Raw genomic sequence first — 26,576 nt, forward strand, 5'->3', positions numbered from 1 at the left:
GACCCGGTTACGGCCGGGTTCGTCGTTTTTGGGGAGGCGCTACCACTCCCGTGGCGAGCCGGATATCGTTTGCACGGCGTCGTCCTCGACGTGCTTGCCCCGCAGTTCGAAGCGAACGAACTGTCGCCGGTCGTCAGCGAGATGAATCCCGACGAATCCCCTTGGAGTATCCGGAGACGTAGAAGGGATTGCCCTGCGCGAAGTTGGCGAGCGCCCTCGCCACTGCTGTCGTTGCGCTTCGCCTTCATCGCTCTCTCTCGAAGCGAAGCACCATAGTCAGCATGGCTCTGAACCGAGGCAGGCTCTGGACCCATCCGATCCTGAGGATGTCGCTGCTCGCCACAAATTGGTCTGGGTACTCTAGGAAATACCTCTCGCTAGCCACCATCAGCCTCTTCGCTTCCGTTGGCAACGTGGAGCGCAATATCATTGACGCCAATCGGAACACGTTGGCTTCGCGTTGGTCGCGAGCGATCGGCGCTACGTCTCGGGCGGCCGCCGCGCAGCGCTTCAGTAAGGCCTCTTCGATATCTCGTGCGTTCATTTCGATTTCTACGGCGCAAGACGGGAACGTTTTGACGCGAGCGCGACAGTAGCAGGGCCGGTGCGGACGCGAAATCGACGAACGCTTAAAAGGGGTCAACAAAAAAGCCCAGCCAAAATAGGCTGGGCTTTCTTCATGCCCTCGGTGGGGCAGTATCAGCGAGAAGGTATCAAGCGAACGTATCCACTTCGCCTTGTGCCAGCACGCGCTGCGGGCGTGCCACCGGTGCGGCCGGTTCGTTGCCGAAGTTCGTCGTCTGGCCGAAGCCGCCGCTCTGGCCGCCTGCGAACGACTGGCGTTGTTGTTGCTGTTGGCCGTTGCCCGCCTGTCCCGCAAAGCTCTCCGCGCCGACCGACGTGTGGCCGAGTTGGATGCCGCTTTCCGCCAGCGACGTGCGCAGGTGCGGCAGCGCCGATTCCACTGCCGCGCGGACGGCTTGATGCGGAGACACGAACTGGGCCTGGGCCTGGTCGTTCACCACGTTCAGCACCACCTTCAGCGGGCCGAGGTTGGGCGGGTTGAGGTCGAGTTCGGCGGTCTGGCTGCCTTGGGTCGACATGCGGACCATATGCTGACCCAGTGCCTGCGACCACTGGCTGTCGCCGAGGTTGGGGGCAATCGATGCGCGCGCGGCGGCAGCGGCGGTGGCTTGCGCGGCGGGCGTCTGGTTCTGGGCGGCGATGGCGGACGCCAGCGTGGCCGCGCTGCTCGGGTTCGTGGCGCCGGTGTCGGCGCCTTCGCCCGTGCGTGCGCTGGTTTGCGCCGCGGCGTAGCTCGCGTTAGTGGCGCCGGCAGCGTTGGTGCTCGCCACAGCCTGCGGTTGCGCGGTCTGTGCCGATTGCCCCAGTCCGGCCTGCGATTGCTGGCCGCTGGAATGGCCGCCCATCTGGCCGCCACGGGCATCCTGACCGGCAAGCGCGGAAGGCGTGACCGACGCCTGTGCCGGCTTGTCGGCAGCGGCGTTCGTCGTCGCCTGCGCGGCGGCGCGTTGTTGTGCGATGGTCGCGAGCGTGTCCGCCGGGCTCGGCGTGGTGGACTTGGTGAGGCTGACCTCGGCCGGCAGCGTCGTTTGCGCGGCGGTCGTGTCCGTCTGCGCGAGCGCGGCATCGGCTTGCGTCGCGGCCGTCGTCGCGGCAGCCGCTGCGGCGGCGGACGTGGCGGTGGTCTGGTTCGTGACGGCACCCTGCAGCGCGGCGTTCGCCGTGCCACCGTTGGCGCCGGGCAGACCGTTCACGCCAGCCAGCGCGGGATCGGTCGCGGCGGCCGCATTGCCGGCCACGGTATTCGGCTGCGTCGCGGGTTGGCCGAGCATCGCAAGCGCCAGCGCGGCTGCTGCTGCGGCGGCCTCCTTGGCGGCGTCCTCAGCGCTCTGCGCGGTGTCAGTGTCCTTCTTGTCTTCGTCTGCCTTGGCGGTCTTGCTCTCGGCTGCCTGCTCGGACTTGTCCGGCGCATTGGTCGAGGACTTGCCGGCGGACTTGCTGGCATCCTGCGCGGCCGGTTTGTCCGCGGGCTTCTCGCTTGCCTTCTGGTTCGCCTTCTCGGCAACTTTGCTCGACGACTTGCCCGCGCCGACATTGACGGGCTGCGACGCCGCGTTTTTCTGCTGACGCGGCGCCTGCTCGCGCGCGCGGGAAAGCGCGTCCTGGAAAGCAGCGTCGATCGTGCTGCCGCCGATGCCGGCGGTACCGGTAGCCTTGGCGGCGCCCGAGCCGAGAATCTTGCTGATATCGATCATGGTTGGCAGGTGATGGGTGTTCAGTTCTGGCCGTTGGCCGGCTGGCGCGCGATCCGCGCCGCGTATTCATCGTTGGCGCGCTGCTCGCGACGCGCGACGATCTGCTGCTCGCGTGCTTCCGCGCGCGTGATAAGCGTGTCGAACGAGTTCTGACGGCGCTTCTGGTGCTGCCAGTTGGCGCGGCCCGCGATCAGGTCCGCCTCTGCCTTGGCGAGCGCGCTCGTCTGGTGGCGAATCGCCTGATCGAGCGAGTCGAGAAAACGCGAAAAATCCTGCCAGCGGCTCGACGTCATGCCTTCCGCCGCAATCGCCTGCATGCGCGTGCGATATTCCTGGCGGTACTGCGTCAGTGCGGTGAGCTGCTGCTCCGCCTGGGTGCGCAGGCCCTGCAGTCTGCCGAGCTCTCGCGCGGCCTTGTCGGTGCTGTCCTGGGCCAGATCGGCCAGCGTATTCAGCGGTGAGGGCTTAGGCATGTTCCATCCTCTCGAATAGCTGATGCAGGTGGGCAACCGAGCTCGCGTAATCCGCGCGCTCGGGAATGTCCTGTTGCAGGAAGGCCTCCATGCGCGAATGCAGGCGAATCGCGAGGTCCACTTCCGGATCGCTGCCGGGTACATACGCCCCGACGCTGATCAGGTCGCGATTGCGCTGGTAGCGCGACATCAGCTGCTTGAAGCGCCGTACGGAGGCAAACTGCGGCGCGTCGATCAATGCCGTCATGGCACGGCTGATGGATGCTTCCACGTCGATGGCCGGATAGTGCCCGGCTTCGGCGAGACTACGCGACAGCACGATGTGGCCGTCGAGAATCGCGCGGGCCGAGTCGGCGATCGGATCCTGCTGATCGTCGCCCTCGGTCAGCACCGTGTAGAACGCGGTAATCGAGCCGCCGCCTTCGGGACCATTGCCGGTACGCTCGACGAGCGTCGGCAGCTTGGCGAACACGGAAGGCGGATAGCCCTTGGTGGCGGGCGGTTCGCCGATGGCGAGCGCGATCTCGCGCTGCGCCATCGCGTAACGCGTCAGCGAATCCATGATCAGCAGCACATGGCGGCCCTGATCGCGGAAATATTCGGCGAGGCGCGTCGCATAGGCGGCGCCCTGCATGCGCAGCAGCGGCGAGGTGTCCGCCGGCGCGGCGACCACGACCGAACGCTTGCGGCCTTCTTCGCCGAGGATGTTCTCGATGAATTCCTTCACTTCGCGACCGCGTTCGCCGATCAGGCCAACGACGATCACCTCGGCGTTCGTATAGCGCGCCATCATGCCGAGCAGCACGCTCTTGCCGACGCCGGAGCCCGCGAACAGGCCCATGCGCTGGCCACGGCCGACGGTCAGCATCGAGTTGATCGCGCGCACACCCGTGTCCAGCACGGTTTCGATCGGCGCGCGCGTCAGCGGATTGATCTGCGCGCCGGCCAGTGGCACTTCGCTCGCGGCGGTGATCGGGCCCAGTCCGTCGAGCGGACGGCCGGCGGCATCGAGCACGCGGCCCAGCAGGCCCTCACCGACGGGCAGGCGCTTGGAACCGGGCTCGCGCGGCGTGGCCACACCGGCCGGCAGCGGCGAGGGTTCCAGCGGATACACACGGGCGCCCGGCACGAGGCCGACGACGTCCGATTGGGGCATCAGAAACAGGCGGTCGGCACCAAAGCCGACGACTTCCGCTTCCGCCGTGCGCGGACCGCCGTGGCCATGCTGGCCCGCCGGCAGTTCGATCAGGCAGTCGCTGCCCACGGGCAGGCGCAGGCCCACGGCCTCGAGCACGAGACCCGCCGCGCGCGTGAGGCGGCCGCAGGTGCGCTTGCTGTCGAGATCGGTGAGGCCGGACGATGCCGACGTCAGCGCATCGCGCCAGAGTCGCGTGTGCTGCGAGGCAGCGGTGGGCGAGGGCGCGGCGCCCTGCGGGTTCGCCTGCGCATCATGCATGGGGCGGCTCCCACGGATCGTTGCGGCCAAGCGCCTTGACGACGCGGCTCCAGCGGGTGGCGAGGCTCGCATCGAGTTCGCCGCTGGCGGCGCTGGCGATGCAGCCACCGCGCGCGACGGATGGGTCCGGGCGAACGGTCCATCCAGCCGCTTCGAGTTCGCCGCGCAGATGCGTTTCGACGAGCGGGACGTCTTCCGGGTTCAGCAGCAGGGCGGGCGAGCCGGCCAGCGCGGGCTCGGCCTTCAGCAGTTCGCGCGCGGCCGGAAGCAGCGCGGCGGGATCGATTTCCATCGTCTTGCGCACGAGCTGGCGCGCCACATCGAGGGCGAGTGAGATCAGCGCGTCGGAGATCTCGGCATCGACCTGTCCAATCGCATCGCGGAAGTTGCCGGCCAGTTCCTGCAGGCGGGCCGCTTCACTGCGCGCGGATTCCAGCCCGCGCGCATAGCCTTCGCGGTGACCGTCGCCATAGCCCTGCGTCTGCCCCTGGCTGTAGCCTTGTGCATAGCCTTCCTTGCGCGCGCCTTCGCGCATCGCATCGAGGGCTTCGAAGTCGATCGGCGGCGGAGGCGGCGGCTCGACGGGCAACTGGGTCTCGAGCGCCTTGAGGCGATCGCGCGGGTCCAGCGACACCATCTGCCAGCGCTGCCAGCTGTCGCCGCGGCCGCGCGAGCCGCCGCGCGGCGCGTCGAATGCCTGGAAACCATCGCCGCCGCGATCCAGCGAGCGCTCCGGCTGCCGGGCGGGCTGCCGGTCCGATTGACGATCTGCTTGGCGATCGAAGGGGCGATCGAATTGACGATCGAGATCGCGGTCCGACTGGAAGGCCGGATTCTTGCTGCCGGGGAAACCCCGGCCCGCGGCAAAGCTGCGTTCAGACATAGGCATCGTCGCCTCCGCCGATCTGGATTTCGCCGGCTTCCGCCAGGCGTCTCACCACCTGCAGGATGGCCTTCTGCTCGGCCTCCACCTGCGACACACGAACCGGTCCGAGCGCGTCGAGGTCCTCGCGCAGCATTTCCCCGGCACGCGTGGACATGTTGCGGATGAACTTGTCGCGAAGCTCCTGCGGCGCGCCCTTGAGCGCGACGATGAGCGACTCGGTTGCCACTTCCTTGAGCACGCGCTGGATGCCGCGGTCGTCCACTTCCAGCAGGTTCTCGAACAGGAACATCTCGTCGATGATCTTCTGCGCGAGGTCCGCGTCGTGGGTACGCACGCCGTCTATGACCGCTTCCTCGTGGGCCGTGCTCATCAGGTTGATGATCTCGGCCGCCGTGCGGACACCGCCCATGCGGCTGCGCTTCAGGCTCTGGCCCGCCAGCAGCTTGGTCAGCACGTCGGTCAGTTCCTGCAGCGCGCCCGGCTGTACGCCGCCGAACGTCGCGATACGCAGGATCACGTCGTTGCGCAGGCGATCGGTGAAGAAGCCCAGCACTTCGGACGACTTCTGGCGGTCCAGGTGGATAAGGATCGTCGCGATGATCTGCGGGTGTTCGTCCTTGATCAGCTCGGCCACCGACGTGGCGTCCATCCAGTTGAGCGAATCGATGCCGCCGCCCGGGTCGCGGGACTCGAGGATGTCCTCGATGACGGACAGCGCGCGTTCCTCGCCCAGTGCCTTGTTGAGGACGCTCTTGATGAACGAGCTCGAATCGACGTTCAGCGCCAGATATTGCTCGGTCTCGCCGCGGAACTCGGCGAGCACCTCGGCCATTTCCTCGCGGGTCACGGACGACAGGCTGGCCATGGCCGAGCCGAGGCCCTGAACTTCGCGGGGCGACAGATGCTTGAATACCTCGGCTGCGGAATCTTCGCCGATCGCCATCATCAGGATGGCGCTCTTCTGCAGACCCTTGTCAGGGGAGGTGGTCTTAGCGTTCGTCATTGGCCATCCATTGCTTGATTACGCTGGCGACCAGACGCGGGTCGCGTTGCGCGGCGTCGCGCACCAGGGCGAGATCGCTTTCGTACTTGGCCGCCAGGCGCAGCAGCTCCGGATTCGTGGTTTCTTCCGGCGGCAGGAGCACGGCTTCCGCGGCGGTATCGGCCTCTGCGGGTGCCGGCAGCGGCGGGGCGGTGTGCTTGCGGACGATCGGACGCGCGACCTTGAACCACAGGAACAGCGCGAGGATCGCGAGCAGCAGGTAGCCGACGCCGGTCTTGGCGAGATCGATCATTTGCGGTTGCTTCCACAGCGGCACTTCAGGCTCGATCACGCGGTCGTCGGTGAACGGGCTGTTGACCACGTTCAGCGAGTCGCCACGCTCGTTCGAGTAACCCATCGCTTCCTTGGTCAGGTTCTCGATCTGCGTCAGCATCGTGGCCGGCAACGGCTCGGCGACCATCTTGCCCTTGGCATCGGCCTTCTGGCGGTAGTTCACGACCACGGCGACCGACAGGCGCTTGACGCCGCCCGGTGCCTGTTGCACATGGCGCACCGTGCGGTCGAGTTCGTAGTTGGTGGTGGCGTCGCGACGGTTGCTGCGCGGGCCGGTCTTCTCGGCCGTCGCGGTCTGCGTGGAGGCCTGATTGGCCGCCGGCGGAGGATTGGGCTGACCAGGCTGGCGGGGCGGCTGCGGGTTGGCGACCGGCGCCTGCGCGGCGGCGGGAGGCTGGTTCGACAGCGCGCCCGGCACACCGCCTACCGCTGCCGCGCCTTCCTGGCTCGACTCGCTGGTCTGCTGGCTGCGGATGGCCGCGCGCGTCGGGTCCTGATTCGGCTTGTAGCTTTCGTCGGTATGTTCGACGGTGGAGAAGTCCACGTCGGCGGTCACCTGCGCGTGAACGTTGTCCTTGCCGACGATCGGCGCGAGGATCGCTTCGACGCGTTTGACGTAGTTCTGTTCGATCTGCTGCACGAACTTGAGCTGCGTGGCGTCAAGCGAGCGATCGTTGTTGCCGGACAGCAGGTTGCCGTGCTGATCGACGATCGAGATCGACTTCGGCGTCAGCTCGGGCACGCTCGACGACACCAGATGGCTGATGGCGGCGACCTGGCCCTCGTCGATGGCGCGGCCCGGGTACAGCTGGAGCACGATCGAGGCCGTCGGCTTTTGACGTTCGCGCACGAACAGCGTCGGCTTCGGAATGGCGAGATGCACGCGCGCTGACTGCACGGCGGCGATCGATTCGATCGAGCGCGACAGCTCGCCTTCGAGGCCGCGCTGGTAATTGACCTGCTCGGCGAACTGGCTGATGCCGAACTTCTGGTTGTCCATCAGCTCCATGCCCGCGGTACCGCTTTTCGGCAGGCCCTGCGAAGCCAGCCGCAGGCGGGTCTCGTGCACCTTGTCCGCCGGCACCATGACCGCACCGCCGCCTTCGGCGAACTTGTACGGCACGTTCATCTGCTGGAGGGAGGCGATGACGGAGCCGCCGTCACGCTCGGACAGATTCGAGTACAGGACCTTGTAGTCGGGGGCGCGGGACCACATCACGCCGACAGCGATGGCGGCGGCCAGCGCCGCGCCGCCGAGCATCAGCGGCAGGCGCGGATTGGTCTTGATCTTGTCGAGCAGCGCGGAGCCGCCCGGCAGGGCTGCGGCGGCGTTCATGCACGCGTCTCCGGATTGGCCGGGGAAACCCTGCCCTTGCCACTCAGGCTGGTCTTGCCGTTAGTCATATCGGCACGGCTCTCATTACGCTGCTGAAAAAACACGCGCACTCCCCGCGAAGGTTATGGATAGTCGCCAAGGCGAGCGGTTGGCACACACACGACCGCAAGCCAGATTCGGCACGGTAGCGATCATCGGCCAAACGGTCGATCCACAATCGACTGAATAGGCGAGGTTTTTCGTGTGATTTCAACCTTTGGATGGAGACGGGCCGGGTCTACAGTGCGAAGGCCGAAACAGGTGGGAAACCGTCCCTTTGTGATGCGTTGGACGCAATTGAGCGCTTCATTGCAATGCGCGGACGGTCTTGCCCCGATTTCCAACCTTTGCTGGACCGATCTCCCGACATGACCACGATTTCTTCCATCGAAAGCATGCTGCAACAGCTGCGCGGCCTGGCCCAGACCGCGGCCGGCGGCGGCGCCGCTTCGGCGCAGGCGGCCACCACGAGCGGCTTTGCCGGCGAACTGCAACGCTCGCTCGCTCGCGTCAACGCGGCGCAGGACCATGCCGGCAAGCAGGCCGAAGCGTTCGAACTGGGCAAGCCCGGCGTGGCGCTGAACGACGTGATGATCGACCTGCAGAAGGCGAACGTGTCGTTCCAGACGGCCGTGCAGGTGCGCAACCGCCTGGCCGCCGCGTATCAGGAAATGATGAACATGCCGGTGTGATCCGGTGTGAAGGGAAGCAGCTGTAAGAAAGCCCGCGATGCGGGCTTTCTTCGTTCCGGTAACGAAACTTAAACGCGGAAATACTCCTCGGCGGCCCGTTCGCGCGCGGGCTTGCACACGAGGTCGCCCGCCTGGCCGGCGTAGACCAGGCAATGGCCGGGCGTCTCGCGATTCAGCACGCTCACCCCCTGCGCGATCACCGATCCGTCGCGGACATGGCTGCGGCCGATGATGGCCGTGTTGGGATACATCACCACGCCGTCGCCGATGACGGGCGCCACGCCGTGATTCTTGCCCACCGTCGAGTTCTGATACAGCACAAGGTAGTTGCCATAGGTGGCCCTGGCGAGCACGATGCCAACCGAATGGCCGATGAAGAACACCTCTGGCATCTCGATCTCGTAGAACAGATCGATCGCGTTCAGCGCCTTGTTGAGCAGGAACAGCCTGGTGCACGTCTCCCCGTCGCGCTCGTTGCGCCAGATCGTATTCGCCAGGTAATACAGGTACTGGCAGTATTGCGACGAGTGCAGATAGTTGAACTGGCCGGGCCGCCACATGCGGACGGCATCGATGCAGCGCCCGGTGCGCGCCAGCGCCTCGTCGAGGTGCCGCGTCACCACGGGCAGCAAGGCGTCATGACGGCCGTCCGGCACGAGGTTGGCCACCTGCGCGCAGGTGTAGGCGGCCAGCGATTCCCGGGTCTGTCCGATCAGTTCCATGGGCGTACTCCCGCCAGATAGCCGTTGACGACCGTGCGCACATCACGGGGCGAGACACCCAGCGCACGCAGGGCGGCGGTGCTGCATTCCGCGGCGCGTTGCGTGGGGGACTTGCGCGCGAGCGTGATGTGCCAGCCCGCCGCGTTGAAGAGTTCGGCCAGTTCGCCGTTCGAGACGTTCTCACCGCTGGCCACATTGAAGATGCCGCCGGCACCGCGCGTGGAGATGCCGATCAACGCGTCCACGACGTCATCGAGGTGGATGTAATCGCGCACGAAGCCCGCGTCGCTGTCGAGCTGGAACGCCTGCTCCGTGGCGGCGCGCACGAGCCATTCGGACAGGAAGCCGGGGGAGTCCGGCGTCCAGTCGAACACGCAGGACAATCGCGCCACCGCGGTACGTCCGGCGGCCACCGTCAGGCACAGGTTTTCCCCGAGCCCCTTCGAGAAGTCGTATAGCGCGCGCGGGTTCGCCGGTTGCAGCGTCAGCGCCGCGGCTTCGTCGCCCTGTGGCAGCTGCGATGTATCGTAGAGCCGTGTCGACGACAGGTAGACCAGATGGTCGTACCGATTGGCGCGCAGGACGTCGGACAGCAGCGTGACGTGCGCGGCCACCGTATCGTACGGGCGCGCCGCGTAGTCGGCGGTCAGCCCCGCGCAATAGTAGACGTGGCCGAGGTCGCGGCTGAACAGCGCGCTGTCGCCGCGCTCGGGCACCCAGACTTCATGGCCGGCACGCCGCAGCGTGTCGGCCAGACGGCGGCCGACGAAACCGGCGCCGCCGATAACGGTACAGCGCATCGCGTTCCTTAGTTGACCGGGTGGTGCAGCGCCGGATCGCGGTGCCAGAGCAGCTTGGGGCTCACGCCCGGCACGACCGCGAAGCCCTGGCCTTGCAGCAGTTCCGGCTGCTTGACGGCGACCATGTTGAAGCCATGCGCGGGGCCTTCGAGGTAGACGTTGTCCACCGGTACCAGTTCCACGGGGCGGCCCTGCATGTCGACGTTCGAATTGAAGTCGCGCACGGCGTAGACGTGATAGCCATAGCCCTGCAGCAGCTTGATGATCTCGGCGTTTTGCAGACCACGGCTCCAGTCAACGTAATGACGGTGCACTTCGAACACGAGGTTCGGCGCTTCGCCGGCGGGGCGTGCCAGCTGGCGGGCGGCGCCCTTGAACACGTTCAGTTCCGCGCCTTCGATGTCGAGCATGATGAGGCTCAGCTTGTCGACGTTCTGCTGCGCGCAGTAGTCGTCGATGGTCACGGTCTTGAAGCTGTCATCGCCGCCCTGATCGGTATGCTCGGCATGCGCGAACGAGTCGTGGCCGACCAAACGCAGTTGCGTGGTGCTGTCGGACCACAGGCCCAGGCGCCAGCTGCGGATGTTCTCGACCTTGTTTAGCTCGGCGTTCTTGCGCAGCATGCCGAGCTGGTCGGCGTTGGGCTCGAACGCGTGGCAGGTGCCGCCGGCGCGCGCCAGCTGGCGCGCCATCAGAATCACCTGATCGCCGAAGTAGGCGCCGCCGACCACCGCGTGGCCGCCGCGCTCGCACAGCTTGACCAGCAGCTTGGTGGTTTGCGGTTCCCACACGTGATCGGGGGCCGCGGGCGAGCTCATCAGGAAATCGCGCGCGATCTTGGTGCGATAGAGAAACTCGAACACGGTCCCGTCGGCCAGCGTCTTGCGCAGGCGCGACTCCTCGTTGTACATCGCATCCACGATCGGGCCCGTGATGTCGTCGCGCACGCTGCCTTCGTAGCCGGACAGGTCCTGCTCGATGTTCTTGCACAGCGCAATGAGCTTGTCGCGGGCGGCGGCGCTGCCGCCCACCGTGCGCAATGCGTCGGAAAGCTTCTGCAAATGTTCAGTCGTCATGGGTGGCTCCGCTTCGGGTAGTCAGTGTGTTCAGGTTGTATCGGAAATCAGCCAGCCCGCGCGGCCAGTTCGGTCAACGCGGCCAGCGTAGGCAAGGCAAGATCTTTTGCGGAAATCAAACGCTCCGCGCAGTCGGGCCAGACAATGCCGATGTCGGCGTCGTCCCAGCGCACGCCGGCACTGCTGCCAGGCACGAATGGCACCGTCATTTGGTAAAACACTTCGGAAAGCGGCGTCAGCGTCTGGAAGCCGTGCGCCACGCCCTTGGGGATATAAACGGCGCGCTGCGTATCGGCATCGAGCACGATGGACTGCCATTGCCGGTACGTCGGCGAGCCGGCGCGCAGGTCGAGGATGACGTCATGCACCGCCCCAGTCGTCACGCGCACAAGCTTGTCCTCGGCGTGCTGGCCTTGCTGGAAGTGCATGCCGCGCAGGATGCCCGCGCGCGTATTGCGCGACACGCTCTGCTGGACGAAGCGCGCGTCGATGCCGTGCGCGGCGAACGTCTCCACGCAGACGGTGCGGGCAAAGAAGCCACGTTCATCGGCGAGCGGTTCGGGATCGATGATCCAGGCGCCCGCGATGCGAGCCGGCGTGAAGATCACGGCAGCACCACCGTCTCGGGAATGGCCACCACGAAGCGCCCGCCCCAGGTGCGGATGCCGGACATCTGCGTCATGACTTCGTCCTTGATGTTCCACGGCAGGATGACGAGGTAATCCGGCTTGCGCGCGTCGATGACATCCGGCGACAGCACCGGAATGCGCGAACCCGGCAGCAGCTTGTTCTGCTTGGCGGGGTTGCGATCCACGACGTACTCGATCAGATCCGAATCGATGCCGCAGTAGTTCAGCAGCGTGTTGCCCTTGGCGGCGGCACCGTAGGCCGCGACGCGCTTGCCGTGACGGCGCGCGTCGATCAGGAAGGCCAGCAGGTCGATGCGGGCGCGGCGAACCCCATCCGCGAATGCCGCGTAGCGTTCCACCGAGGTCAGACCACCCCGCTGCTCCTCGTCGAGGCAAGCCTGCACCGCCGCTGTGGTGGCGTGCTTCGCGCCCTGATGGCAGGCAAACATGCGCAGGCTGCCGCCATGCGTGGGCAGGTGTTCGATGTCGAAGACGCGCAGGCCGGCGCGCGCGAGGATGGGCACCAGCGCCGTCAGCGACAGGTAGGAGTAGTGCTCGTGATAAAGCGTATCGAACTGGTTCTGCTCGAGCAGCCGCAGCAGATGGGGAAACTCGAGCGTGACCACGCCTTCCGGCTTCAGGACGACGGGCATGCCCGCAACGAAGTCGTTGATATCGGGCACGTGCGCGAGCACGTTGTTGCCGAGCAGCAGGTCCACCTGCCATCCTTCCACGCACAGCGCGCGCGCGGTACGCTCGCCGAAGAACAGCTCGCGGCTGTCGATGCCCTTGGCGCGCGCGGCCTTGCCGGTGTTGGTCGAGGGCTCGATACCGAGGCACGGCACGCCGGCCTGCTGGAAATACTGCAGCAGGTAGCCGTCGTTGCTGGCCACCTCCATCACACGGCTGCTGCGGCTCAGACCGAAGCGCGCGGTCATCGCCTCGACGTAGCGGCGTGCGTGTTCCAGCCAGGACGTCGAGAACGACGAGAAGTAGACGTAGTCGTCGTGGAAATGCGTCTCGGCCGGCGTGGCATCGCGCAACTGCACGAGCCAGCAGCTGTCGCAAACCATCGCGTGCAGCGGGTAGAACATCTCGCCCTGCGCGATGTGCTCGGGCTTGATGAAGGCGTTGGAGACCGGCGAGAGGCCCAGGTCCACCATGGAGTGCACGAGCGGCGAGCCGCAGGCGCGGCACTTTGCGCCATGGGCGTGATTAGCGAGGTGTTGAGCGTTCATGCGCAGAATTGCTCGATCTGTTGTTCAGTGATGGCGCGAGCCGATGCGGGATCCAGTTGCACCGCGCGATACCAACGCGCCGTGGCGGCCAGTGCCTGTTCCAGCGACCAGCGCGGGGTCCACCCCAGTACGGTGCGGGCTCGCGCGGCGTCGAGGTACAGGTTGTGGGCCTCGTGCGGCGCGGCGCCGGGTGGCGGGCAGTGCCGCCATTCAAGCTCGGGCCACTGCGATTGCAGCCCGCGCAGCACGGTGGCCACCGGCACGTTGTCGCGCGGTTCCGGACCGAAGTTGAAGGCGTCGGCCAGCGCGGCGTCACCGGCCAGCAGGCGGCTACCCAGCCGCAGGTAGCCGTGCAGCGCTTCGAGGACGTGTTGCCACGGGCGCGTGGCCTGCGGACTGCGAATTTCGAGTGCGCGACCGGCCGCAGCCGCGCGGGCGGCGTCGGGGATCAGGCGGTCTTCGGACCAGTCGCCGCCGCCGATGACGTTCCCGGCGCGCGCGGTGGCCAGTAGCACGCCGCGCTCCGCCAGGAACGACTTGCGATAGCTGGCCGCGACGAGTTCGGTACCGGCCTTGCTGGCGCTGTACGGGTCATGGCCGCCGAGCGGATCCGTCTCCCGGTAGCCCCACAGCCATTCCTTGTTGTCGTAGCACTTGTCGGTGGTCACCACGATCACGGCGCGCACGGATGGGCAGGCGCGCACGGCATCCAGCACGTTGACGGTGCCCATGACGTTGGTCGACCACGTCTCGGCGGGGTCGCGATAGCTCGCGCGCACCAGCGGCTGCGCGGCAAGGTGCAGCACGATTTCCGGCTGGGCGTCCTGCATGGCGCGCACCAGCGCGCCGGCATCGCGCACGTCGGCGATCGTATGCCGGACCAGCGCCGAGCGTACGCCAGCGACATCGAACAGGCTGGGCTGGGTGTTGGGCGCGAGCGCGTAGCCGCTCACCTGGGCATCGAAACGCGCAAGCAGCAGGGCAAGCCATGCGCCCTTGAAGCCCGTGTGCCCGGTGACGAAGACGCGCCGTCCGCGATAAGCGGCGGCCAGGTCCGGCGACAGCGGCGTGGTCACCAGATTTTCCATGGCGCCTTACCCGACTGCCAGAGATCTTCCAGCAGGTTCTTCTCGCGCAGCGTGTCCATCGGCTGCCAGAAACCGGTATGTTCGAACGCGGCCATCTCGCCGCTGCTGGCGAGCCGGCGCATCGGTGCTTCTTCCCACGACGTGCCGTCGCTTTCGATCAGGTCGATCACGTCGGGCTGCAGCACGAAGAAGCCGCCATTGATCCAGGCGCCATCGCCGCGCGGCTTCTCGGTGAAGCCGCTGACGAGGTCTTCGCCCGTGCGCTCAAGCGCGCCATATCGGCCCGGCGGCTGCACGGCGGCCACGGTGGCCTTGCGGCCATGCGAGCGGTGATAGGCGATCTCCCGGCTGATATCGATGTCGGACACGCCGTCACCGTACGTAAAGCAGAACGGTTCGTTCGGCTCCAGATACTCGCGCACGCGACGCAGGCGGCCGCCCGTCATCGAGTCTTCGCCGGTGTCGACCAGCGTCACGCTCCATGGCTCGGCCTTGCGATGATGCACGGCCATGCGGTTTTCGCGCATGTCGAACGTCACGTCGGACATGTGCAGGAAGTAGTTGGCGAAGTATTCCTTGATGACGTAGCCCTTGTAGCCCAGGCAAATCACGAACTCGTTCACGCCGTGCGCCGAGTACATCTTCATGATGTGCCACAGGATCGGCTTGCCGCCGATTTCGATCATCGGCTTGGGACGCAGGTGCGATTCTTCGGAGATGCGGGTGCCCAGACCACCGGCGAGGATGACGGCTTTCATGCGGTGACCTCCTCCGCCACGTTGTTGTCCGTGTACTCCACCGTGATGCCGAGAATCTCGAACACGGTTGGCGCCGGCGATGCTTCCAGGGTCTCCAGCGCCAGACCGAACTGGTCGTCGAGCAGTTGCGCGAGGGCGGACTTGTCGAAGCCCCGTTCGTCCATCCAGATACCCAGCTTGCGGTACAGCGGCAGCGCATAGGGCCGCATCCCGATAGCTTCCACCAGCAGGTCGATCGCCTCTTCGTGCATGCCGCCGGCGTACTTGATCTCGGCGAGACCGTAAGCCACCATCCAGTGGCGATACCAGGTCGAAGTGAGGTTTTCCAGCACGTTGCGCAGCGGCGTGTATTCGCGCATATGCAGATGTGCGGCGACGGACAGCACGAGGTCCTGCGCCGGATACCACGTGCCGCCGAAGAACACGCCCTCCTGGCGTTCCCCGCGATCGCGGGTTTCCGGCTTGATGTCCTTGACCATCTCCGTCACCTGATCCTCGAACCAGCTGGCGAAGCGCGGCGCATCGAACATCTCGCTCTGCTCCGCGCGCGGACGGATCGATTGACGGATCTCGTTCAGTTGGGTCACGTCGGAGGCCAGCGCGCAGGCCATTTCGACGTAGCGGTCTTCGGTTTCGCAGATGAGCTCGTCCAGACCGGCTGCGTGCAGGAAGGGCGCGGACACGCGTTGATGGAACGTGTCGCCGGCAAACGTGACGATCGGCACGCCCATCCAGATGGCATCGCAGGTCGTGGTGCCGCCCGTGACGGGGGCCGTGTCCAGGACGATGTCGATGCGGTGGTAAGTCAGGTACTGGTTGGCGCCGTCACGCGGAATCATGTCCACACGGCTGGTGTCGATGCCGTGCTGTTCCATGCGGGTTCGCAGCATCTCGCGCACGCTTTCGCGGTCGCAGCCCGCGGCTTCCACCAGCAGGCGCGCATTGGGGCAGCGTGCCAGCACCTTGCTCCACAGGCGCATGGTCTTGGGACCGAGCTTGGCAATGTGGTTGCACGAGCCGAACGTGATGTAGCCGTTCTCCAGAGCCGGCGTGGGGTGCACCCGATATTTCGGCTCGTAGATGAACAGCGGATTCGTGACCATCGGATGAAATGCGCTGAAGATCGGCGCGCGCAGCAGCTTCTCCGAATAGTTGTGTTCGTAGCCGGCCGGATCCGCGGTCCAGTCGGTGACGCGGTATTCGATCTCCTTCATGCCCGTGGTACCGGGATAGCCGAGCCACGTCAGCTGCTTCGGCGCAAGTCGATGCACCATGTATTGCAGCGGGGAAGCGCCGGTGTAGCCGCCGAGGTCGACCATGACGTCGCAACGGGTTTCTCGAATGCGCCGCACCACCTCGGCCTCGGGCAGCTTGGATACGTCCTGGAAACTCTCCGCATACTGACGGATCTTCTGCGTGACGTTGTCCGTGACGCTCGTCAGCGAGAACAGATGCACCTCGAAGCGCGTACGGTCGATATTCGCGATCAGCGGAATCAGGAAGTAGGCAACGGCGTGGCGGCGCAGGTCGTTTGACAGGATGCCGATGCGAAGCTTGTCCCCTTCGCTAGGCTGCGGCGCCGGAATCTTGGCGTCGACGGGCATGCGCGCCAGCGTTTCCGCCCAGTCGGTGGCTTCGCGACGCAACTGCTCCGCACCGATGGTCTCGTCGTAGAGGATCGTGAACAGCAGGTTGGCGCGATTGATTCGCTGCAGCGGATTCAGCGCGCAGGCACGACGCATCACCGGAATCGCTTCCATCGTGTTGCCGGACTCACGCAAGGCGCTCGCGTAGTTGCCCACGACCGCGGGGTCGTTCGGCAGCAGTGCCATGGCTTTCTCGCCGGCCATCTTCGCCTCGTTGTAATCGCCGAGGGCGAACATCGCGGCGCCATAGGCTTGCCAGAGATTGCCCGCCTCGGGCTGCAACGCCACGCTTTGCTTCAGCAGCCGGGCGGCGACCTCGAAGTTCTCGAGCTGGGCCTCCAGGGTACCGACGATGCCCATGAACCCGGCATGGTTCGGAAAGCGCCGGAGGCTCGCTTCCGCCAAGGCCTTGGCTTCCGCATTGCGGCCCAGGCCGGACGTGGCGAGCGCTTCGATATAGCATGCGTCCGCCATGCTGGCGCCGCTGCGCTTGGCGGTGGCCACCAGCTTGATCGCTTCGGCGAAACGGCCTGCATGATGGGCGGTCCAAGCTTGCTGGATCAAGCGTTGCCCGGGACCCATCGAGACGTTTTTTTTCATGGCATTCTGCTTTGTATAGGCACGGTGCCACCCCAGAATTCATGGGCTGGCCGACCTTAAAACCTTAACAAAGGGGAATGCGCGCCATTGGCCGGAACACGAGACAAAATTGGCGCTAATTCGCGGCAGGTGCCGTGAGCGCCGCCTGCCGCGCAGCGCGCGCCAGGCAACGCTCTGCGGGTTTTCGCCTAGGCGAGCTTTGGCGTGGCGGGAAGGCTCTGGGCCGTTTCGACCTGATGCAGCCACGCCAGCAATTCGGCGACGGCCACGTAGAGCTGCGGCGGGATCTGGCTGTCCATATCCACCTGCATCAGCAGGTTCACGAGGGCCGGCGAGCCATGCACATAGACCCCGGCGTCCCGCGCGCGGGCGATGATCGCCTCGGCGGACAGGCCATACCCCTTGGCGACGACGCGGGGGGCGTTGTCTTTGGCCTCATACGCCAGCGCCACGGCGACGTTGCGATCGGGCGGATCGGCGCTCTTGTTCTCGCTCATGGGGTCACCTCGGCCGCCACGGCATCGGCGGTGTTGACCTGCAGGTTGAGCAACGCGATACCGCGCGCATCGAGCTGCTGACGAAACGCATCTCGCGTTTCCGTCAGGCGAGCGGCGGACTGCTTGTCATGCGTGACCAGACGCGCTTCCAGTCCGCGCGCGCCCAGTGTCAGCACGGCCTCGACATTACCGAGTTGCGGCAGAGACAACCGCAGGCGCGTGCTCCACTGGCCCGCGCCCTCGGCGGCGCCATCCTGATGGTGGCTGCCTTCGTGCCGTGTCACTTCCCAGTCGACGGGCATGCCCGGCCACGCATCCACCGCAAAGCGGAATTGCTGCGTGGCGAGCAGTTCGAGCTGCTGGCGCACGACGCCCTCGGTGGCGGGATGCACGGGCGGACCCGCGTCGGGCGTACGTGGCGTCGGTTCCGGCGTGTTCCAGTTGGCGATCGCGGCTTCGCGCTGCGCGCGGGCGATGTGATAACCGTCTTGCGAAACTTCGGCCGTGGTCTGATAGGCCTGCGCCGCCGCGCTGGCATGCGCGGCGCGGCGTTCTTCGGCCACCGGCGACGCCGGGTTGCCGCCCGCTTGCGTGGGCTGTCCGATGCGGTTGCTGGCGCGCAGCACTTCGGCGGCCACGGCGTCATGACGCGCTGCGTTGACGGGAATAGGCGCGCCGGACGTGCCGGCCGGCGGGAACACCACCGGGCGGGTCAGTTCGGCCAGCGTGGCGGCAGGATTTGTCTGGGGCGGCACCGGGGACTGCGGGCCACTGAACGGCAGCATCGCGACCGGGCCCTGGCCCTGACCCTGCGGCTGAGCGCCCGCCGCCGGCGGCTGCGCACCGGGTGCGGCGGGCGGGCGCAATGGGCCCTGAGGCTCCGCGAGCAGGGACGCCAGCGGCCGCATGCCGCTGACCCATTGCTCGAGGTGCGACTCATAAAACAGACCGCTCTGGCCCACCAGCGTCGCGAGTCCGTTCGCCAATGCGGTGGTCGCCTGCGCGTTCGGGGCACCGGCCGGCGCCGCGGGCAACAACGGCGCGGCCGCGCGCATCGGCGCGGACTCCGCATTGCCCATGACATCGAGAATCGCGCGCGCGGCAAAGCTGAGGGTCTCGCGCGTGGAGGTCGTCTGCGCGGCGTTCGCCGCGTTGGCGGCATCGGCGCCGACACCGTTTGGCTGCCGCGCGGGAATCGCGCCGCCGGTCGACGATTGCACGTCGCCCTGCGTCACTTCCGGTGCCGGCATCAGCGCGGCAAGCCGATCGATCGTCAGCGACGGCCGCGCGAGTTGCGGATCGGGAGCGTGCCCCGGTAACAGGGCGGGAGGCAGGTGGACGCCGGTCATAGGCACATGTCAGAGGGAACGGTGGCGTGACCATCGCCCCCGCCGCGCCTCCTTAACTGTCAGGCGGAGGCAGACGGGTCAGACGGCGGCGCCGTAAGCCCGGTGAAGGCTCATTTGCGTGCGAGAGCTGTTGAGGAGCGTGCCCAGCTGCGCCAGACGCGGCATCGTCAGATCCCGAATGCGTGCGTCGAACGCGAGAATACGCTCGATCAACTGGAAACGGCGCAGGCGCTCGTTGTCGGAGAACGGTGCGGTATGGTCGAGCAGGCGCAGGCGCTCCACTTCGGCCAGATAGACCTGCTGCAGTTCGCTCATCGCGTCCCAGTTTCCGGCACGCGCGGCGTCGAGCATCTGCTCCGAGAGCACCAGCAGCTCTTCGTAGCTACGAACGATAGGGGACATAGAAAGCATTTCAGGATTCTTGCAGCGCGACCTGAGCCTCGGTTGCCAGGGAAGGCTGCTGGGATTCGGATGCCGCGGGGTCGCCGATGGCGGCCCATGCCGAGGCCAGATTCTCGAGCAGTGCATCGACTTCATCCAGCAGGGAGGCGTCGTTGCGCAGGTTTGCCAGCAGCAGCCGGCGGGTCATGTATTCGTAGAGAGACTCGAGGTTGGCGGAGATTTCCCCGCCCGCCTCATGATCCAGCACGGCGCGGAGGCCGTTGTCGATGATGTTGATCGCCTTGGAGATCGCGTTGCCGCGCGCTTCCAGTTCGCCATTCTCCAGGTGGAACTTCGCCCGGGCGATGGCGGAACGCGCGCCGTCGTACAGCATGACGATCAGCTTGTGCGGACTGGCGCTCATGACTCCGGTCTGGACGCCGACCTGGGCGTAAGCATTGATACCTTGGCGCGCGAACATGGCGATCTCCGTATGTCTTACTTGCTGCTGCTGTTGGTCAGCGAAGCGAACTGCTGCGTCAGGTACGACTTGGTCTGATTCAGCTGGGAAATCAGCGTATCGAGCTGCGTGAATTGCGCCTTGTAGCGGTCCATCGTCGTCTGGATGCGGTCCTGCGTCGCCGTGTATTTGTCGTTCAGGTCCTTGAGCGATTCCGTCAGGCCGCTCGTGACCGACTCCAGCGCGCCGCCATCGGCATTCAGGCCGGTCACGTAGTCGTCGATCGTGTTGCCCAGGCCCTTGCTGCCACTCACGCCACCGAAGAACGCCGCCATGCCTTGCGCGTTATCCCGAATGGTAGCGTCGAGCTTGTCGTCGTTGACCTTGAGCTTGCCGTAGTTTTGGCCCTTGTTCGACGTATCCATGTCGAAAGAGATGCCCATCTGCGACAGCGTGAGCGTACCGCCCTTGCCGTCGGGCAGGCCCGCGTTGAGCATCGACCGCAGGCGCGTCGTGATGTTGCGCAGCGTGCCGTCGCCCGTCAGCGGCGACGACGTGGACGGATCCCCTGGCTTGTTGGCGCTGGTGTCGAACGCGGTCTGCGTCGCGGCCTCGGTCAGCACGGCGTTGTACGCGCTGACGAAGTCGGTCACGGCCTTCTTGATGGCGTCGTTGTCCTGCGTCGCCGTCAGCGTCGTATCGCCGGTCGCGGTCAGCGTCAGCGTGGTGCCCGGAACGGCGTCCTTGACGGTGTTGGTCTGGCTGATGATGTCGATGCCGTTCACCGACAGCGAGGCGTTGGCTGCCTTGACCTTCTCCTGCACGCCGTTCGGCTGGGTAGCCTGCGTCGGATCGAAGTTGATGACGTTGCCGACGGCGCCGTCGCTGGCGGTGACGCGCATCGACATGTCTTCGCCGGTCGTGGTCGAGGTCAGCACCAGGCGATAGGGCGTGCCCGAGCCGTCGTTGACGATGCTCGCCTTCACGCCGATATCGGCCTTGTTGATCGAGTCGCGGATGCCTTGCAGCGACGTGTCGCTGCCGATGGTGACCGTCTTGGTGCTGGTCGGCGCGCCGCCCGTGGCGAGGTCCTTGCCGAAGTCGAACGTGATGGTGCCGCCGCCGATCGCGGTGGTCTGGCTGGCTTGGCCGGCAGAGGCCAGCGTCTGGGCTTGCGCCAGCTTGTTGACCTTGATGGCGAAGCTGCCCGGAATCGAATCGGCGCTCGTCGTGGCGGTCAGGATGCCGTTGCTGACAGCGGCCTTCACCACGCTAAAGGTCTTCGGGTTCGAGAGATTCTTGGCGGCGGCCTGATAGGCATCCAGCGCGTTCTTGATCTTGCCGAAGGCCGACAGCTTCGCCTGATAGGCGGTCGCCTGGTCAGAGATTGGCTGCAGCGCCAGGTTCTCGTTGGTTTGCAGCGAAGTGAGCAGATCCGAGAGGTTGAGACCCGAACCTACGCCGATGTTGGAGATTCCTGCCATGTTATTGACCTCGTATTTTTCTCTTCAACTGAATGCTGTGCTTGTGCCGACGCTGTTGTTACACGGCGTGGCTGACGAACAAGCCTTGCAGCTTGTCGATCGCGCGCGCGACGCGCAGGACTTCTTCGGTGGGCATCTGCCGGATGAGTTCGCCCGTGTCCTTGTCGATCACCTTGGTGATGACGCGATGGGTCTTGTCGTCGATCTCGAACCGCAGGCCGATCGACGTGGTCTTGAGCACATCGACGAGCTCCTGCACGGCGCCCGCGGTATCGGGGTCGGCGTGCGAATCGCGGGTGGACGACCCGTTCGCGGAATCCGCGGCGGGGATGGCCTCGCCAGGTGCCTTGATCGCGCCGGCTGTTGCCGGCACAATGCCGGCGGCAGAGGACTGCGCCACATGTTGCGCAGCGGCGATCGAAACGGTAGTAGGAAGTGCCATGGTCTTTCTCCGTCCGGCGAGGCTCGGGTCAGGGTCCTGTTGAAACGCTTTGCAGGCAGCGGTCTGCCTGCAAAACATTCCGGCAAAAAAGCCGGGCCTTGCGGCCCGGCCTTTTCTACGGCGATTAACGCAGCAGCGACAGCACGCCTTGCGTGGTCTGGTTCGCTTGCGACAGCACCGACGTACCAGCTTGTTGCAGGATCTGCGCGCGGGTCATGTTCGACACTTCCGTTGCGTAGTCAGCATCTTCGATACGCGAACGCGAAGCGGACAGGTTGTTCACCGTCGTGCTCAGGTTGTTGATCGTCGATTCGAAGCGGTTCTGCACAGCACCCAGAGCCGAACGCAGGTTGTCCACCGTAGCCAGCGCGGCGTCCATCGTTGCCAGCGGGTTGGTCGTGGCGGTCTGTTGGAAGTCCGACGAGGTCAGCGAGCCACCGGTGATCGTGAAGCCAGCGGTCGTACCGTTGTTCACGGCGTCGCTTGCCTTGACAGCGATGTACATCGTGGTCGAGGTGCTCGTGCCGTTGCCAGCGAAGCCCTTCGACGACAGCGCTGCGTCGTCGGCGGCGGTCAGGCCCGTCATGCTCACGCGCACGAACAGGTTGCCCTTCGAGTCTTGCACCAGATCTTGCGAAGCGACTGCAGCCGAAGCGTTCAGGCCCAGAGCGCGCTGGATGTCAGCAGCCGACACGCCCGTGGCGCTGGTGCCGGTGGCGCCGTTGCCGAACACTGCCGTCGTGGCGGAACCGTTGGCGATCGTGCCGGTGGTGCCTTGCGGGCCGGCAACGCTGAAGCCCGAGATACCCAGGGTCTTCGAGGTGATTTGTTGCAGGCCGATCGTGATCGTTTCTGCGTCGTTGGCGCCAACCTGGATCGACATGTTCTGGGTCTTGGCCAGAACCTTCACGCCGTTGAACTGGGTCTGGGCCGACACGCGGTCGATTTCCGACAGACGTTGCTTGATTTCGTCCTGGATCGACTTCAGGTCCGAACCCGAGTTCGTGCCGTTGGCGGCTTGCACCGACAGTTCACGGACACGTTGCAGGTTGTTGTTGACTTCGGTCAGCGCGCCTTCGGTCGTCTGAGCGATCGAGATACCGTCGTTGGCGTTACGCGAAGCTTGCGTCAGGCCGCGGATGTTGGCGGTGAAGCGGTTGGCGATGGCCTGGCCAGCGGCGTCGTCCTTTGCGCTGTTGATACGCAGACCCGACGACAGACGTTGGATTGCGGTGTTCAGCGACGCTTGCGACGTGTTCAGGTTGCTCTGGGTCGAGAGCGACAGGATGTTGGTGTTAATGACTTGCGCCATGGTACGACTCCTATTTGCAATGTTTTAGGCATTCCGGCGGGTGCCGTAACGTTGGCTGCCTGCTGGAGCAGGGGTAGAGTGCCTCCGTTGCAAGGGTTATCGACCAGCGGTGGGGAAGCTTTAGAGTGACTTTTGCTAGTGTTGCCGACCCGCGCCGAACCATGGGCGGCGTGCTTCTTATTAGCGGCGCTTGCGCGTGCGCGGCACGAACAGCCGCACGAAGTCCGGCGACGTCTCGGCGACCGGCACGACGGCCTCGCCCTCGGGGCCGGCCGGCGTCACCACCGTGACGGCGCGTTTGTACACCAGCACGGGCGTCGGATCGTCGAGATCCTGCCCGAGCAGCAGCATGTAATTGTCCGACGCAATGACCACGCCCGTGAGGCGTGTGCCATTCGACAGATGAACGATGACCGGAACGCGGCTGGCGCTGTGGGCCGCAAATTGCAGGTGCTGTAATTTGCGACTGGGTCGGGAGGCCTTTTTTTCCTGCTTCACAACTTCTCCGGAAGAGCCCGCGAGGGTTCTGGCGGCTGACGACGGTACGAGGGATGAAACATTCGCTCTCGGCACCGGTGCGGGATATCCCGCAGCCGCCCTGGATTTGCGGCGCTGCCAGAAGAGAAGGGGAATACTTCAGGCCAAAGAGTAACAAAGTTTTACAAACCTTGACGAGAGCGAGTGCTAACCGCCACTAGAGCCTTTGCTCTAAGATTGTCGTTGAGAAAATTGTGAAGTTGAGATAACTCCCCCGAGTGGAAGTTATGACGCTGCGGAAAGAATCGCCCTCGTCACAAATCATCAACTCAAGGTTTGCAAAGAGGCTGCCGATAGACTTCGGTGGCAGCAAAAGTGATTCTTCCGAACGTTTTTTCGTGAAGAAATTTGCTTCCCGCTTACACCTACCATCAGGGGTTTCCCTGATAGAAGGTCGATTTACACCTCATGTAAGCGGGTTTATATTCGTGGCCTGAGCCAAATTTCCGGTTCTTCTACAGCAGTCCTGAAAGCCTACGAGCACCCCGCGCGTGGGCTTCTTTTTTTGGCGAGCCCGCGTCGCTCTGCACCGCGACCTTCGTCGCGGGACCGTTTTCCGGCGTCCATCAGAGTGCACGGAAGCTATTAAACGCCACCTGGCGGCGGGTCAATTTGCCGAACTGCCAGTGTTTTTCCCGTCATTTCAATTTCTGCCTCAAGTCGGCTTGCGCCCCGCCGTTAGGGCCCCCGTGCGTCCCCCCCGGATGGCCCGGCCTGCAATGGCCTGACATGCCCCGGGGGTGAAACGCCGCTCCTGCCAAACCAAAGCGAACAAGAGAGAAGGGGAACGGTGATGGGCTTGCGAAATACAGGCATCGGGACGAGGCTGTCCCTGGCATTTCTGCTGGTGGTCGTCCTGCTGGCTGCTGTCGCGGCCGTGGGCGTGTCGTCGCTGCACGGCATGAACGACGCCATGCATACGGCGGTCGAGCAGCGGCTGCTGCGCGTGCTAGACCTCAACCGCGTCAAGGGCGACGCGCAGCAGATCGGCATGCTGGTCCGCGACGCGGCGTTGTCACAGGATCCCGCGCTCGTCACGCGGAACGCCGAGCGCATCGTCGCGGTACGCGAGGACGTGGCACGTACGCTCAGCGAGTTTGGAAGGCTGCTCGAACAATCTGGACATCCCGACCGCAAGGCGATGCTGGAGTCCCTGACCGAGGCGCGAGACGGCTATAACAAGCAGCTCGATGCGGTGGTCCAGCAGCTCCGCGCCGGCGACTTCGACGGTGCGCGTAGCGCGCTCGCCAATGGCGTGGCCCAGGCGCAGGTGCCATATTTCAGCAAGCTCGACGAACTGTCGGCTTCCGGCCGCAAGATGGCGATCACCGCCGTCGGTGCCGCGAGCGAGCGTTACGAACTCACGCGGGACGTGCTGATCGGGCTGGCCGTGGTGGCCGCTGTAGTGGCCGTCCTGCTGGGTATCGCGATGACGCGTTCTATCACGCGGCCTGCGCGACATGCGCTGGATGCGGCCGAGGCCCTGTCGGCGGGCCGTCTCGGCCATGCGATCGAAGTGCGTAGCCAGGACGAAATGGGCCGCATGCTCGGCGCGCTCGAGGGCGCTTTCGGTCAGTTGCGTGGCCTCGTGTTCGGGATCCAGCAGGCCGCCGGCTCGATCGACACCGCCGCGCGCGAGATCAGCACCGGCAACACGGATCTGTCCCAGCGCACGGAGGAGCAGGCCGCTTCGCTCGAACAGACCGCCGCGTCGATGGAACAGTTGACCTCCACGGTGCGCCAGAACGCCGAGAACGCGCGTCAGGCCAATCAGCTGGCGGTCAACGCGTCGGATGTCGCCAGCGAAGGTGGCCGCGCCGTGCGCGGCGTAGTGGAGACCATGGAGGGCATTTCCAAGTCTTCGCAACGCGTGAGCGAGATCATCGGCGTGATCGAGGGCATTGCGTTCCAGACCAATATTCTCGCGCTCAACGCCGCCGTGGAAGCGGCGCGCGCGGGCGAGCAGGGACGTGGATTCTCGGTGGTGGCGGCGGAAGTGCGCACGCTGGCGCAGCGGTCTTCCGCGGCGGCGAAGGAAATCGGCGAACTGATCAACGGGTCGGTCCGGCAGGTGCAGGACGGCGCGAAGCAGGTCGAGCAAGCGGGCCGGACCATGGACGACATCGTGGGCGCGGTGCGACGCGTGACGGACATCATGGGCGAGATCACGGCCGCGAGCCAGGAGCAATCGGCGGGCATCGAGCAGGTCAGCCTTGCCATCACGCAGATGGAAGGCGTGACCCAGCAGAATGCGGCGCTCGTCGAAGAAGCGGCAGCCGCTGCCGAAAGCCTGTTGCAGCAGGCGCAGGGCCTGGTGACGGAAGTGGCCAAGTTCGACCTCGGCGGCATGCAGGCCGCGGCGCCGGCCCATTCAAGCGGTGCCCATGCGATTGCCCATGCCGCGGTCCCCGCACTCGCGGCGCCGTCCGCGCCAGCGTTGCCATCGCGCAGGCCAACGGCCCTCGCGGCGCCCATCGCGGCACACACCGCGGCACACACCGCGGCACACACCGCGGCACACACCGCGCGCGTGCGGGCGATCTCCCGCCCGGTCATCGCATCCGCCGCCGCGCCGGCTGGCGCACGCGTGAGCGTATCGGCCAGCGTATCGGCGAACGCATCGGCTACCGCATCGGCCGCGGCAAAGTCGGCCCCGCGCACGGTCCCAACCGCCGCCCCGGCCCCCCGCGCGGAGCGCGAACCCGCCGTGCCCGCGGCGGTGCGTCCGCCGGTCGTTCGCAAGCCGCAGTCGTCCGTGCTGCCCACGCGCACGCCCGCGACACCGGCCAAAGCGCGTGGTCCGGTGGAGCGTCAGCGTCGCGAGCCGGTGCTGCAGCCGGCGCGCCGTCCGGGCCATGCCCGTCCCGCCGCAAGCCCCGCGCTCGCGACGGCTGGCGCCAGCGAGTGGGAAACTTTCTGAAAGAAAGCGGACATGCGCGTCAGAGGAGAAACCGCCTACAATGGCGGTTCTCCTTGATCACAAGAGCAGACAAGGCCAACGCGGGCCCGTGCCGTCTTCAGGCACAACGATGAGCCCCGAGCGCCGCCGTCTGCCGCGCT

At 65.8% G+C, this 26,576-nt stretch carries 24 protein-coding genes; 2 read left to right on the forward strand and 22 right to left on the reverse strand.

Annotated elements, in window-relative coordinates; translation table 11 throughout:
- Positions 1–713 precede the first annotated feature (713 nt).
- Genes KHP16_RS09230 through fliF form a run of 6 tightly spaced genes read right to left on the reverse strand, consistent with a single transcriptional unit; the run spans position 714 to position 7,766 of the window.
- On the reverse strand, positions 714–2,279 hold the full coding sequence (locus tag KHP16_RS09230) for a flagellar hook-length control protein FliK (RefSeq protein WP_115953407.1): 1,566 nt from the start codon (positions 2,277–2,279) through the stop codon (positions 714–716).
- Between the two features lie 20 nt (positions 2,280–2,299).
- Positions 2,300–2,752 (reverse strand): flagellar export protein FliJ, encoded by a 453-nt coding sequence (gene fliJ / locus KHP16_RS09235; RefSeq protein WP_109583608.1) that lies wholly within the window; start codon positions 2,750–2,752, stop codon positions 2,300–2,302.
- Complete coding sequence (gene fliI, locus KHP16_RS09240) at positions 2,745–4,208, reverse strand: flagellar protein export ATPase FliI (protein WP_109583607.1); 1,464 nt, start codon at positions 4,206–4,208, stop codon at positions 2,745–2,747. The genes fliJ and fliI overlap by 8 nt, the downstream gene beginning before the upstream one ends.
- Positions 4,201–5,097 carry a flagellar assembly protein FliH gene (gene fliH, locus KHP16_RS09245; RefSeq protein ID WP_211960043.1) on the reverse strand — a complete coding sequence of 299 codons (897 nt, stop codon included), beginning with the start codon at positions 5,095–5,097 and terminating at the stop codon, positions 4,201–4,203. The genes fliI and fliH overlap by 8 nt, the downstream gene beginning before the upstream one ends.
- Entirely contained in the window at positions 5,084–6,097 is a 1,014-nt protein-coding gene (fliG, locus tag KHP16_RS09250; RefSeq protein WP_109583605.1) for a flagellar motor switch protein FliG, read from the reverse strand. Before fliG ends, fliH begins: the two co-directional genes overlap by 14 nt.
- Positions 6,084–7,766 carry a flagellar basal-body MS-ring/collar protein FliF gene (fliF, locus tag KHP16_RS09255; RefSeq protein WP_109583604.1) on the reverse strand — a complete coding sequence of 561 codons (1,683 nt, stop codon included), beginning with the start codon at positions 7,764–7,766 and terminating at the stop codon, positions 6,084–6,086. Before fliF ends, fliG begins: the two co-directional genes overlap by 14 nt.
- 407 nt (positions 7,767–8,173) lie before the next feature.
- Here fliF and fliE point away from each other — a divergent pair, with 407 nt between their 5' ends.
- Entirely contained in the window at positions 8,174–8,497 is a 324-nt protein-coding gene (fliE, locus tag KHP16_RS09260) for a flagellar hook-basal body complex protein FliE (RefSeq protein ID WP_109583603.1), read from the forward strand.
- 68 nt (positions 8,498–8,565) lie between these two features.
- Here fliE and KHP16_RS09265 read toward each other — a convergent pair whose 3' ends face one another.
- The 16 genes from KHP16_RS09265 to KHP16_RS09340 all read right to left on the reverse strand — a co-directional run bounded on the left by KHP16_RS09265 (position 8,566) and on the right by KHP16_RS09340 (position 23,477).
- Positions 8,566–9,219, reverse strand: a complete 654-nt coding sequence (locus tag KHP16_RS09265; RefSeq protein WP_211960044.1) for an LbetaH domain-containing protein — start codon at positions 9,217–9,219, stop codon at positions 8,566–8,568.
- Positions 9,210–10,019: an NAD-dependent epimerase/dehydratase family protein gene (locus KHP16_RS09270; protein ID WP_211960045.1), complete on the reverse strand. Its 810-nt coding sequence runs from the start codon at positions 10,017–10,019 to the stop codon at positions 9,210–9,212. The genes KHP16_RS09265 and KHP16_RS09270 overlap by 10 nt, the downstream gene beginning before the upstream one ends.
- 8 nt (positions 10,020–10,027) lie before the next feature.
- A complete protein-coding gene (locus KHP16_RS09275) occupies positions 10,028–11,095 on the reverse strand; it encodes an FkbM family methyltransferase (protein ID WP_211960046.1) in 1,068 nt (355 codons plus the stop codon).
- A 47-nt stretch (positions 11,096–11,142) separates the two neighbouring features.
- Complete coding sequence (gene rfbC, locus KHP16_RS09280) at positions 11,143–11,703, reverse strand: dTDP-4-dehydrorhamnose 3,5-epimerase (protein ID WP_115953403.1); 561 nt, start codon at positions 11,701–11,703, stop codon at positions 11,143–11,145.
- Positions 11,700–12,962, reverse strand: coding sequence for a class I SAM-dependent methyltransferase (locus tag KHP16_RS09285; protein WP_121491725.1), 1,263 nt, complete (start codon positions 12,960–12,962; stop codon positions 11,700–11,702). The genes rfbC and KHP16_RS09285 overlap by 4 nt, the downstream gene beginning before the upstream one ends.
- Positions 12,959–14,050: a CDP-glucose 4,6-dehydratase gene (gene rfbG / locus KHP16_RS09290; protein WP_121491724.1), complete on the reverse strand. Its 1,092-nt coding sequence runs from the start codon at positions 14,048–14,050 to the stop codon at positions 12,959–12,961. Before rfbG ends, KHP16_RS09285 begins: the two co-directional genes overlap by 4 nt.
- Entirely contained in the window at positions 14,035–14,808 is a 774-nt protein-coding gene (rfbF, locus tag KHP16_RS09295) for a glucose-1-phosphate cytidylyltransferase (protein WP_115953400.1), read from the reverse strand. Before rfbF ends, rfbG begins: the two co-directional genes overlap by 16 nt.
- Positions 14,805–17,054 carry an O-linked N-acetylglucosamine transferase, SPINDLY family protein gene (locus tag KHP16_RS09300; protein WP_211960047.1) on the reverse strand — a complete coding sequence of 750 codons (2,250 nt, stop codon included), beginning with the start codon at positions 17,052–17,054 and terminating at the stop codon, positions 14,805–14,807. Before KHP16_RS09300 ends, rfbF begins: the two co-directional genes overlap by 4 nt.
- Before the next feature lie 188 nt (positions 17,055–17,242).
- On the reverse strand, positions 17,243–17,551 hold the full coding sequence (locus KHP16_RS09305; protein ID WP_115953398.1) for an EscU/YscU/HrcU family type III secretion system export apparatus switch protein: 309 nt from the start codon (positions 17,549–17,551) through the stop codon (positions 17,243–17,245).
- Positions 17,548–18,900 (reverse strand): flagellar hook-length control protein FliK, encoded by a 1,353-nt coding sequence (gene fliK, locus KHP16_RS09310; protein ID WP_115953397.1) that lies wholly within the window; start codon positions 18,898–18,900, stop codon positions 17,548–17,550. Before fliK ends, KHP16_RS09305 begins: the two co-directional genes overlap by 4 nt.
- Before the next feature lie 78 nt (positions 18,901–18,978).
- Positions 18,979–19,302, reverse strand: a complete 324-nt coding sequence (locus tag KHP16_RS09315; protein WP_375153801.1) for a flagellar protein FliT — start codon at positions 19,300–19,302, stop codon at positions 18,979–18,981.
- A 10-nt stretch (positions 19,303–19,312) separates the two neighbouring features.
- Complete coding sequence (gene fliS, locus KHP16_RS09320) at positions 19,313–19,762, reverse strand: flagellar export chaperone FliS (protein WP_109583593.1); 450 nt, start codon at positions 19,760–19,762, stop codon at positions 19,313–19,315.
- A gap of 17 nt (positions 19,763–19,779) precedes the next feature.
- Complete coding sequence (gene fliD, locus KHP16_RS09325) at positions 19,780–21,225, reverse strand: flagellar filament capping protein FliD (RefSeq protein ID WP_211960048.1); 1,446 nt, start codon at positions 21,223–21,225, stop codon at positions 19,780–19,782.
- Between the two features lie 58 nt (positions 21,226–21,283).
- Positions 21,284–21,667 carry a flagellar protein FlaG gene (locus KHP16_RS09330; protein ID WP_211960049.1) on the reverse strand — a complete coding sequence of 128 codons (384 nt, stop codon included), beginning with the start codon at positions 21,665–21,667 and terminating at the stop codon, positions 21,284–21,286.
- A gap of 124 nt (positions 21,668–21,791) precedes the next feature.
- Entirely contained in the window at positions 21,792–22,979 is a 1,188-nt protein-coding gene (locus tag KHP16_RS09335; RefSeq protein WP_115953393.1) for a FliC/FljB family flagellin, read from the reverse strand.
- Between the two features lie 180 nt (positions 22,980–23,159).
- Positions 23,160–23,477 carry an RNA chaperone Hfq gene (locus tag KHP16_RS09340; protein ID WP_109583589.1) on the reverse strand — a complete coding sequence of 106 codons (318 nt, stop codon included), beginning with the start codon at positions 23,475–23,477 and terminating at the stop codon, positions 23,160–23,162.
- Between the two features lie 832 nt (positions 23,478–24,309).
- Here KHP16_RS09340 and KHP16_RS09345 point away from each other — a divergent pair.
- The gene (locus tag KHP16_RS09345; protein WP_211960050.1) at positions 24,310–26,436 is read left to right on the forward strand and encodes a methyl-accepting chemotaxis protein; all 2,127 of its coding nucleotides are present in this window, start codon (positions 24,310–24,312) and stop codon (positions 26,434–26,436) included.
- The last annotated feature ends 140 nt before the right edge of the window (positions 26,437–26,576 follow it).

It is taken from the genome of Cupriavidus plantarum (assembly GCF_905397285.1).
GTDB classification, from domain to species: domain Bacteria; phylum Pseudomonadota; class Gammaproteobacteria; order Burkholderiales; family Burkholderiaceae; genus Cupriavidus; species Cupriavidus plantarum.

What these genes read in the sequence shown, in the direction of transcription:
- KHP16_RS09300 (WP_211960047.1), bottom strand. Translation starts at nt 17,054, where the DNA reads ATGAAAAAAAACGTCTCGATGGGTCCCGGGCAACGCTTGATCCAGCAA.
- KHP16_RS09330 (WP_211960049.1), bottom strand. Translation starts at nt 21,667, where the DNA reads ATGGCACTTCCTACTACCGTTTCGATCGCCGCTGCGCAACATGTGGCG.
- fliF (WP_109583604.1), bottom strand. Translation starts at nt 7,766, where the DNA reads ATGAACGCCGCCGCAGCCCTGCCGGGCGGCTCCGCGCTGCTCGACAAG.
- fliJ (WP_109583608.1), bottom strand. Translation starts at nt 2,752, where the DNA reads ATGCCTAAGCCCTCACCGCTGAATACGCTGGCCGATCTGGCCCAGGAC.
- KHP16_RS09285 (WP_121491725.1), bottom strand. Translation starts at nt 12,962, where the DNA reads ATGAACGCTCAACACCTCGCTAATCACGCCCATGGCGCAAAGTGCCGC.
- fliI (WP_109583607.1), bottom strand. Translation starts at nt 4,208, where the DNA reads ATGCATGATGCGCAGGCGAACCCGCAGGGCGCCGCGCCCTCGCCCACC.
- fliS (WP_109583593.1), bottom strand. Translation starts at nt 19,762, where the DNA reads ATGTTCGCGCGCCAAGGTATCAATGCTTACGCCCAGGTCGGCGTCCAG.
- KHP16_RS09315 (WP_375153801.1), bottom strand. Translation starts at nt 19,302, where the DNA reads ATGTCCCCTATCGTTCGTAGCTACGAAGAGCTGCTGGTGCTCTCGGAG.
- fliG (WP_109583605.1), bottom strand. Translation starts at nt 6,097, where the DNA reads ATGACGAACGCTAAGACCACCTCCCCTGACAAGGGTCTGCAGAAGAGC.
- KHP16_RS09265 (WP_211960044.1), bottom strand. Translation starts at nt 9,219, where the DNA reads ATGGAACTGATCGGACAGACCCGGGAATCGCTGGCCGCCTACACCTGC.
- fliK (WP_115953397.1), bottom strand. Translation starts at nt 18,900, where the DNA reads ATGACCGGCGTCCACCTGCCTCCCGCCCTGTTACCGGGGCACGCTCCC.
- KHP16_RS09345 (WP_211960050.1), top strand. Translation starts at nt 24,310, where the DNA reads ATGGGCTTGCGAAATACAGGCATCGGGACGAGGCTGTCCCTGGCATTT.
- KHP16_RS09335 (WP_115953393.1), bottom strand. Translation starts at nt 22,979, where the DNA reads ATGGCGCAAGTCATTAACACCAACATCCTGTCGCTCTCGACCCAGAGC.
- KHP16_RS09230 (WP_115953407.1), bottom strand. Translation starts at nt 2,279, where the DNA reads ATGATCGATATCAGCAAGATTCTCGGCTCGGGCGCCGCCAAGGCTACC.
- KHP16_RS09275 (WP_211960046.1), bottom strand. Translation starts at nt 11,095, where the DNA reads ATGACGACTGAACATTTGCAGAAGCTTTCCGACGCATTGCGCACGGTG.
- KHP16_RS09305 (WP_115953398.1), bottom strand. Translation starts at nt 17,551, where the DNA reads ATGAGCGAGAACAAGAGCGCCGATCCGCCCGATCGCAACGTCGCCGTG.
- rfbG (WP_121491724.1), bottom strand. Translation starts at nt 14,050, where the DNA reads ATGGAAAATCTGGTGACCACGCCGCTGTCGCCGGACCTGGCCGCCGCT.
- rfbF (WP_115953400.1), bottom strand. Translation starts at nt 14,808, where the DNA reads ATGAAAGCCGTCATCCTCGCCGGTGGTCTGGGCACCCGCATCTCCGAA.
- fliD (WP_211960048.1), bottom strand. Translation starts at nt 21,225, where the DNA reads ATGGCAGGAATCTCCAACATCGGCGTAGGTTCGGGTCTCAACCTCTCG.
- fliH (WP_211960043.1), bottom strand. Translation starts at nt 5,097, where the DNA reads ATGCCTATGTCTGAACGCAGCTTTGCCGCGGGCCGGGGTTTCCCCGGC.
- KHP16_RS09270 (WP_211960045.1), bottom strand. Translation starts at nt 10,019, where the DNA reads ATGCGCTGTACCGTTATCGGCGGCGCCGGTTTCGTCGGCCGCCGTCTG.
- fliE (WP_109583603.1), top strand. Translation starts at nt 8,174, where the DNA reads ATGACCACGATTTCTTCCATCGAAAGCATGCTGCAACAGCTGCGCGGC.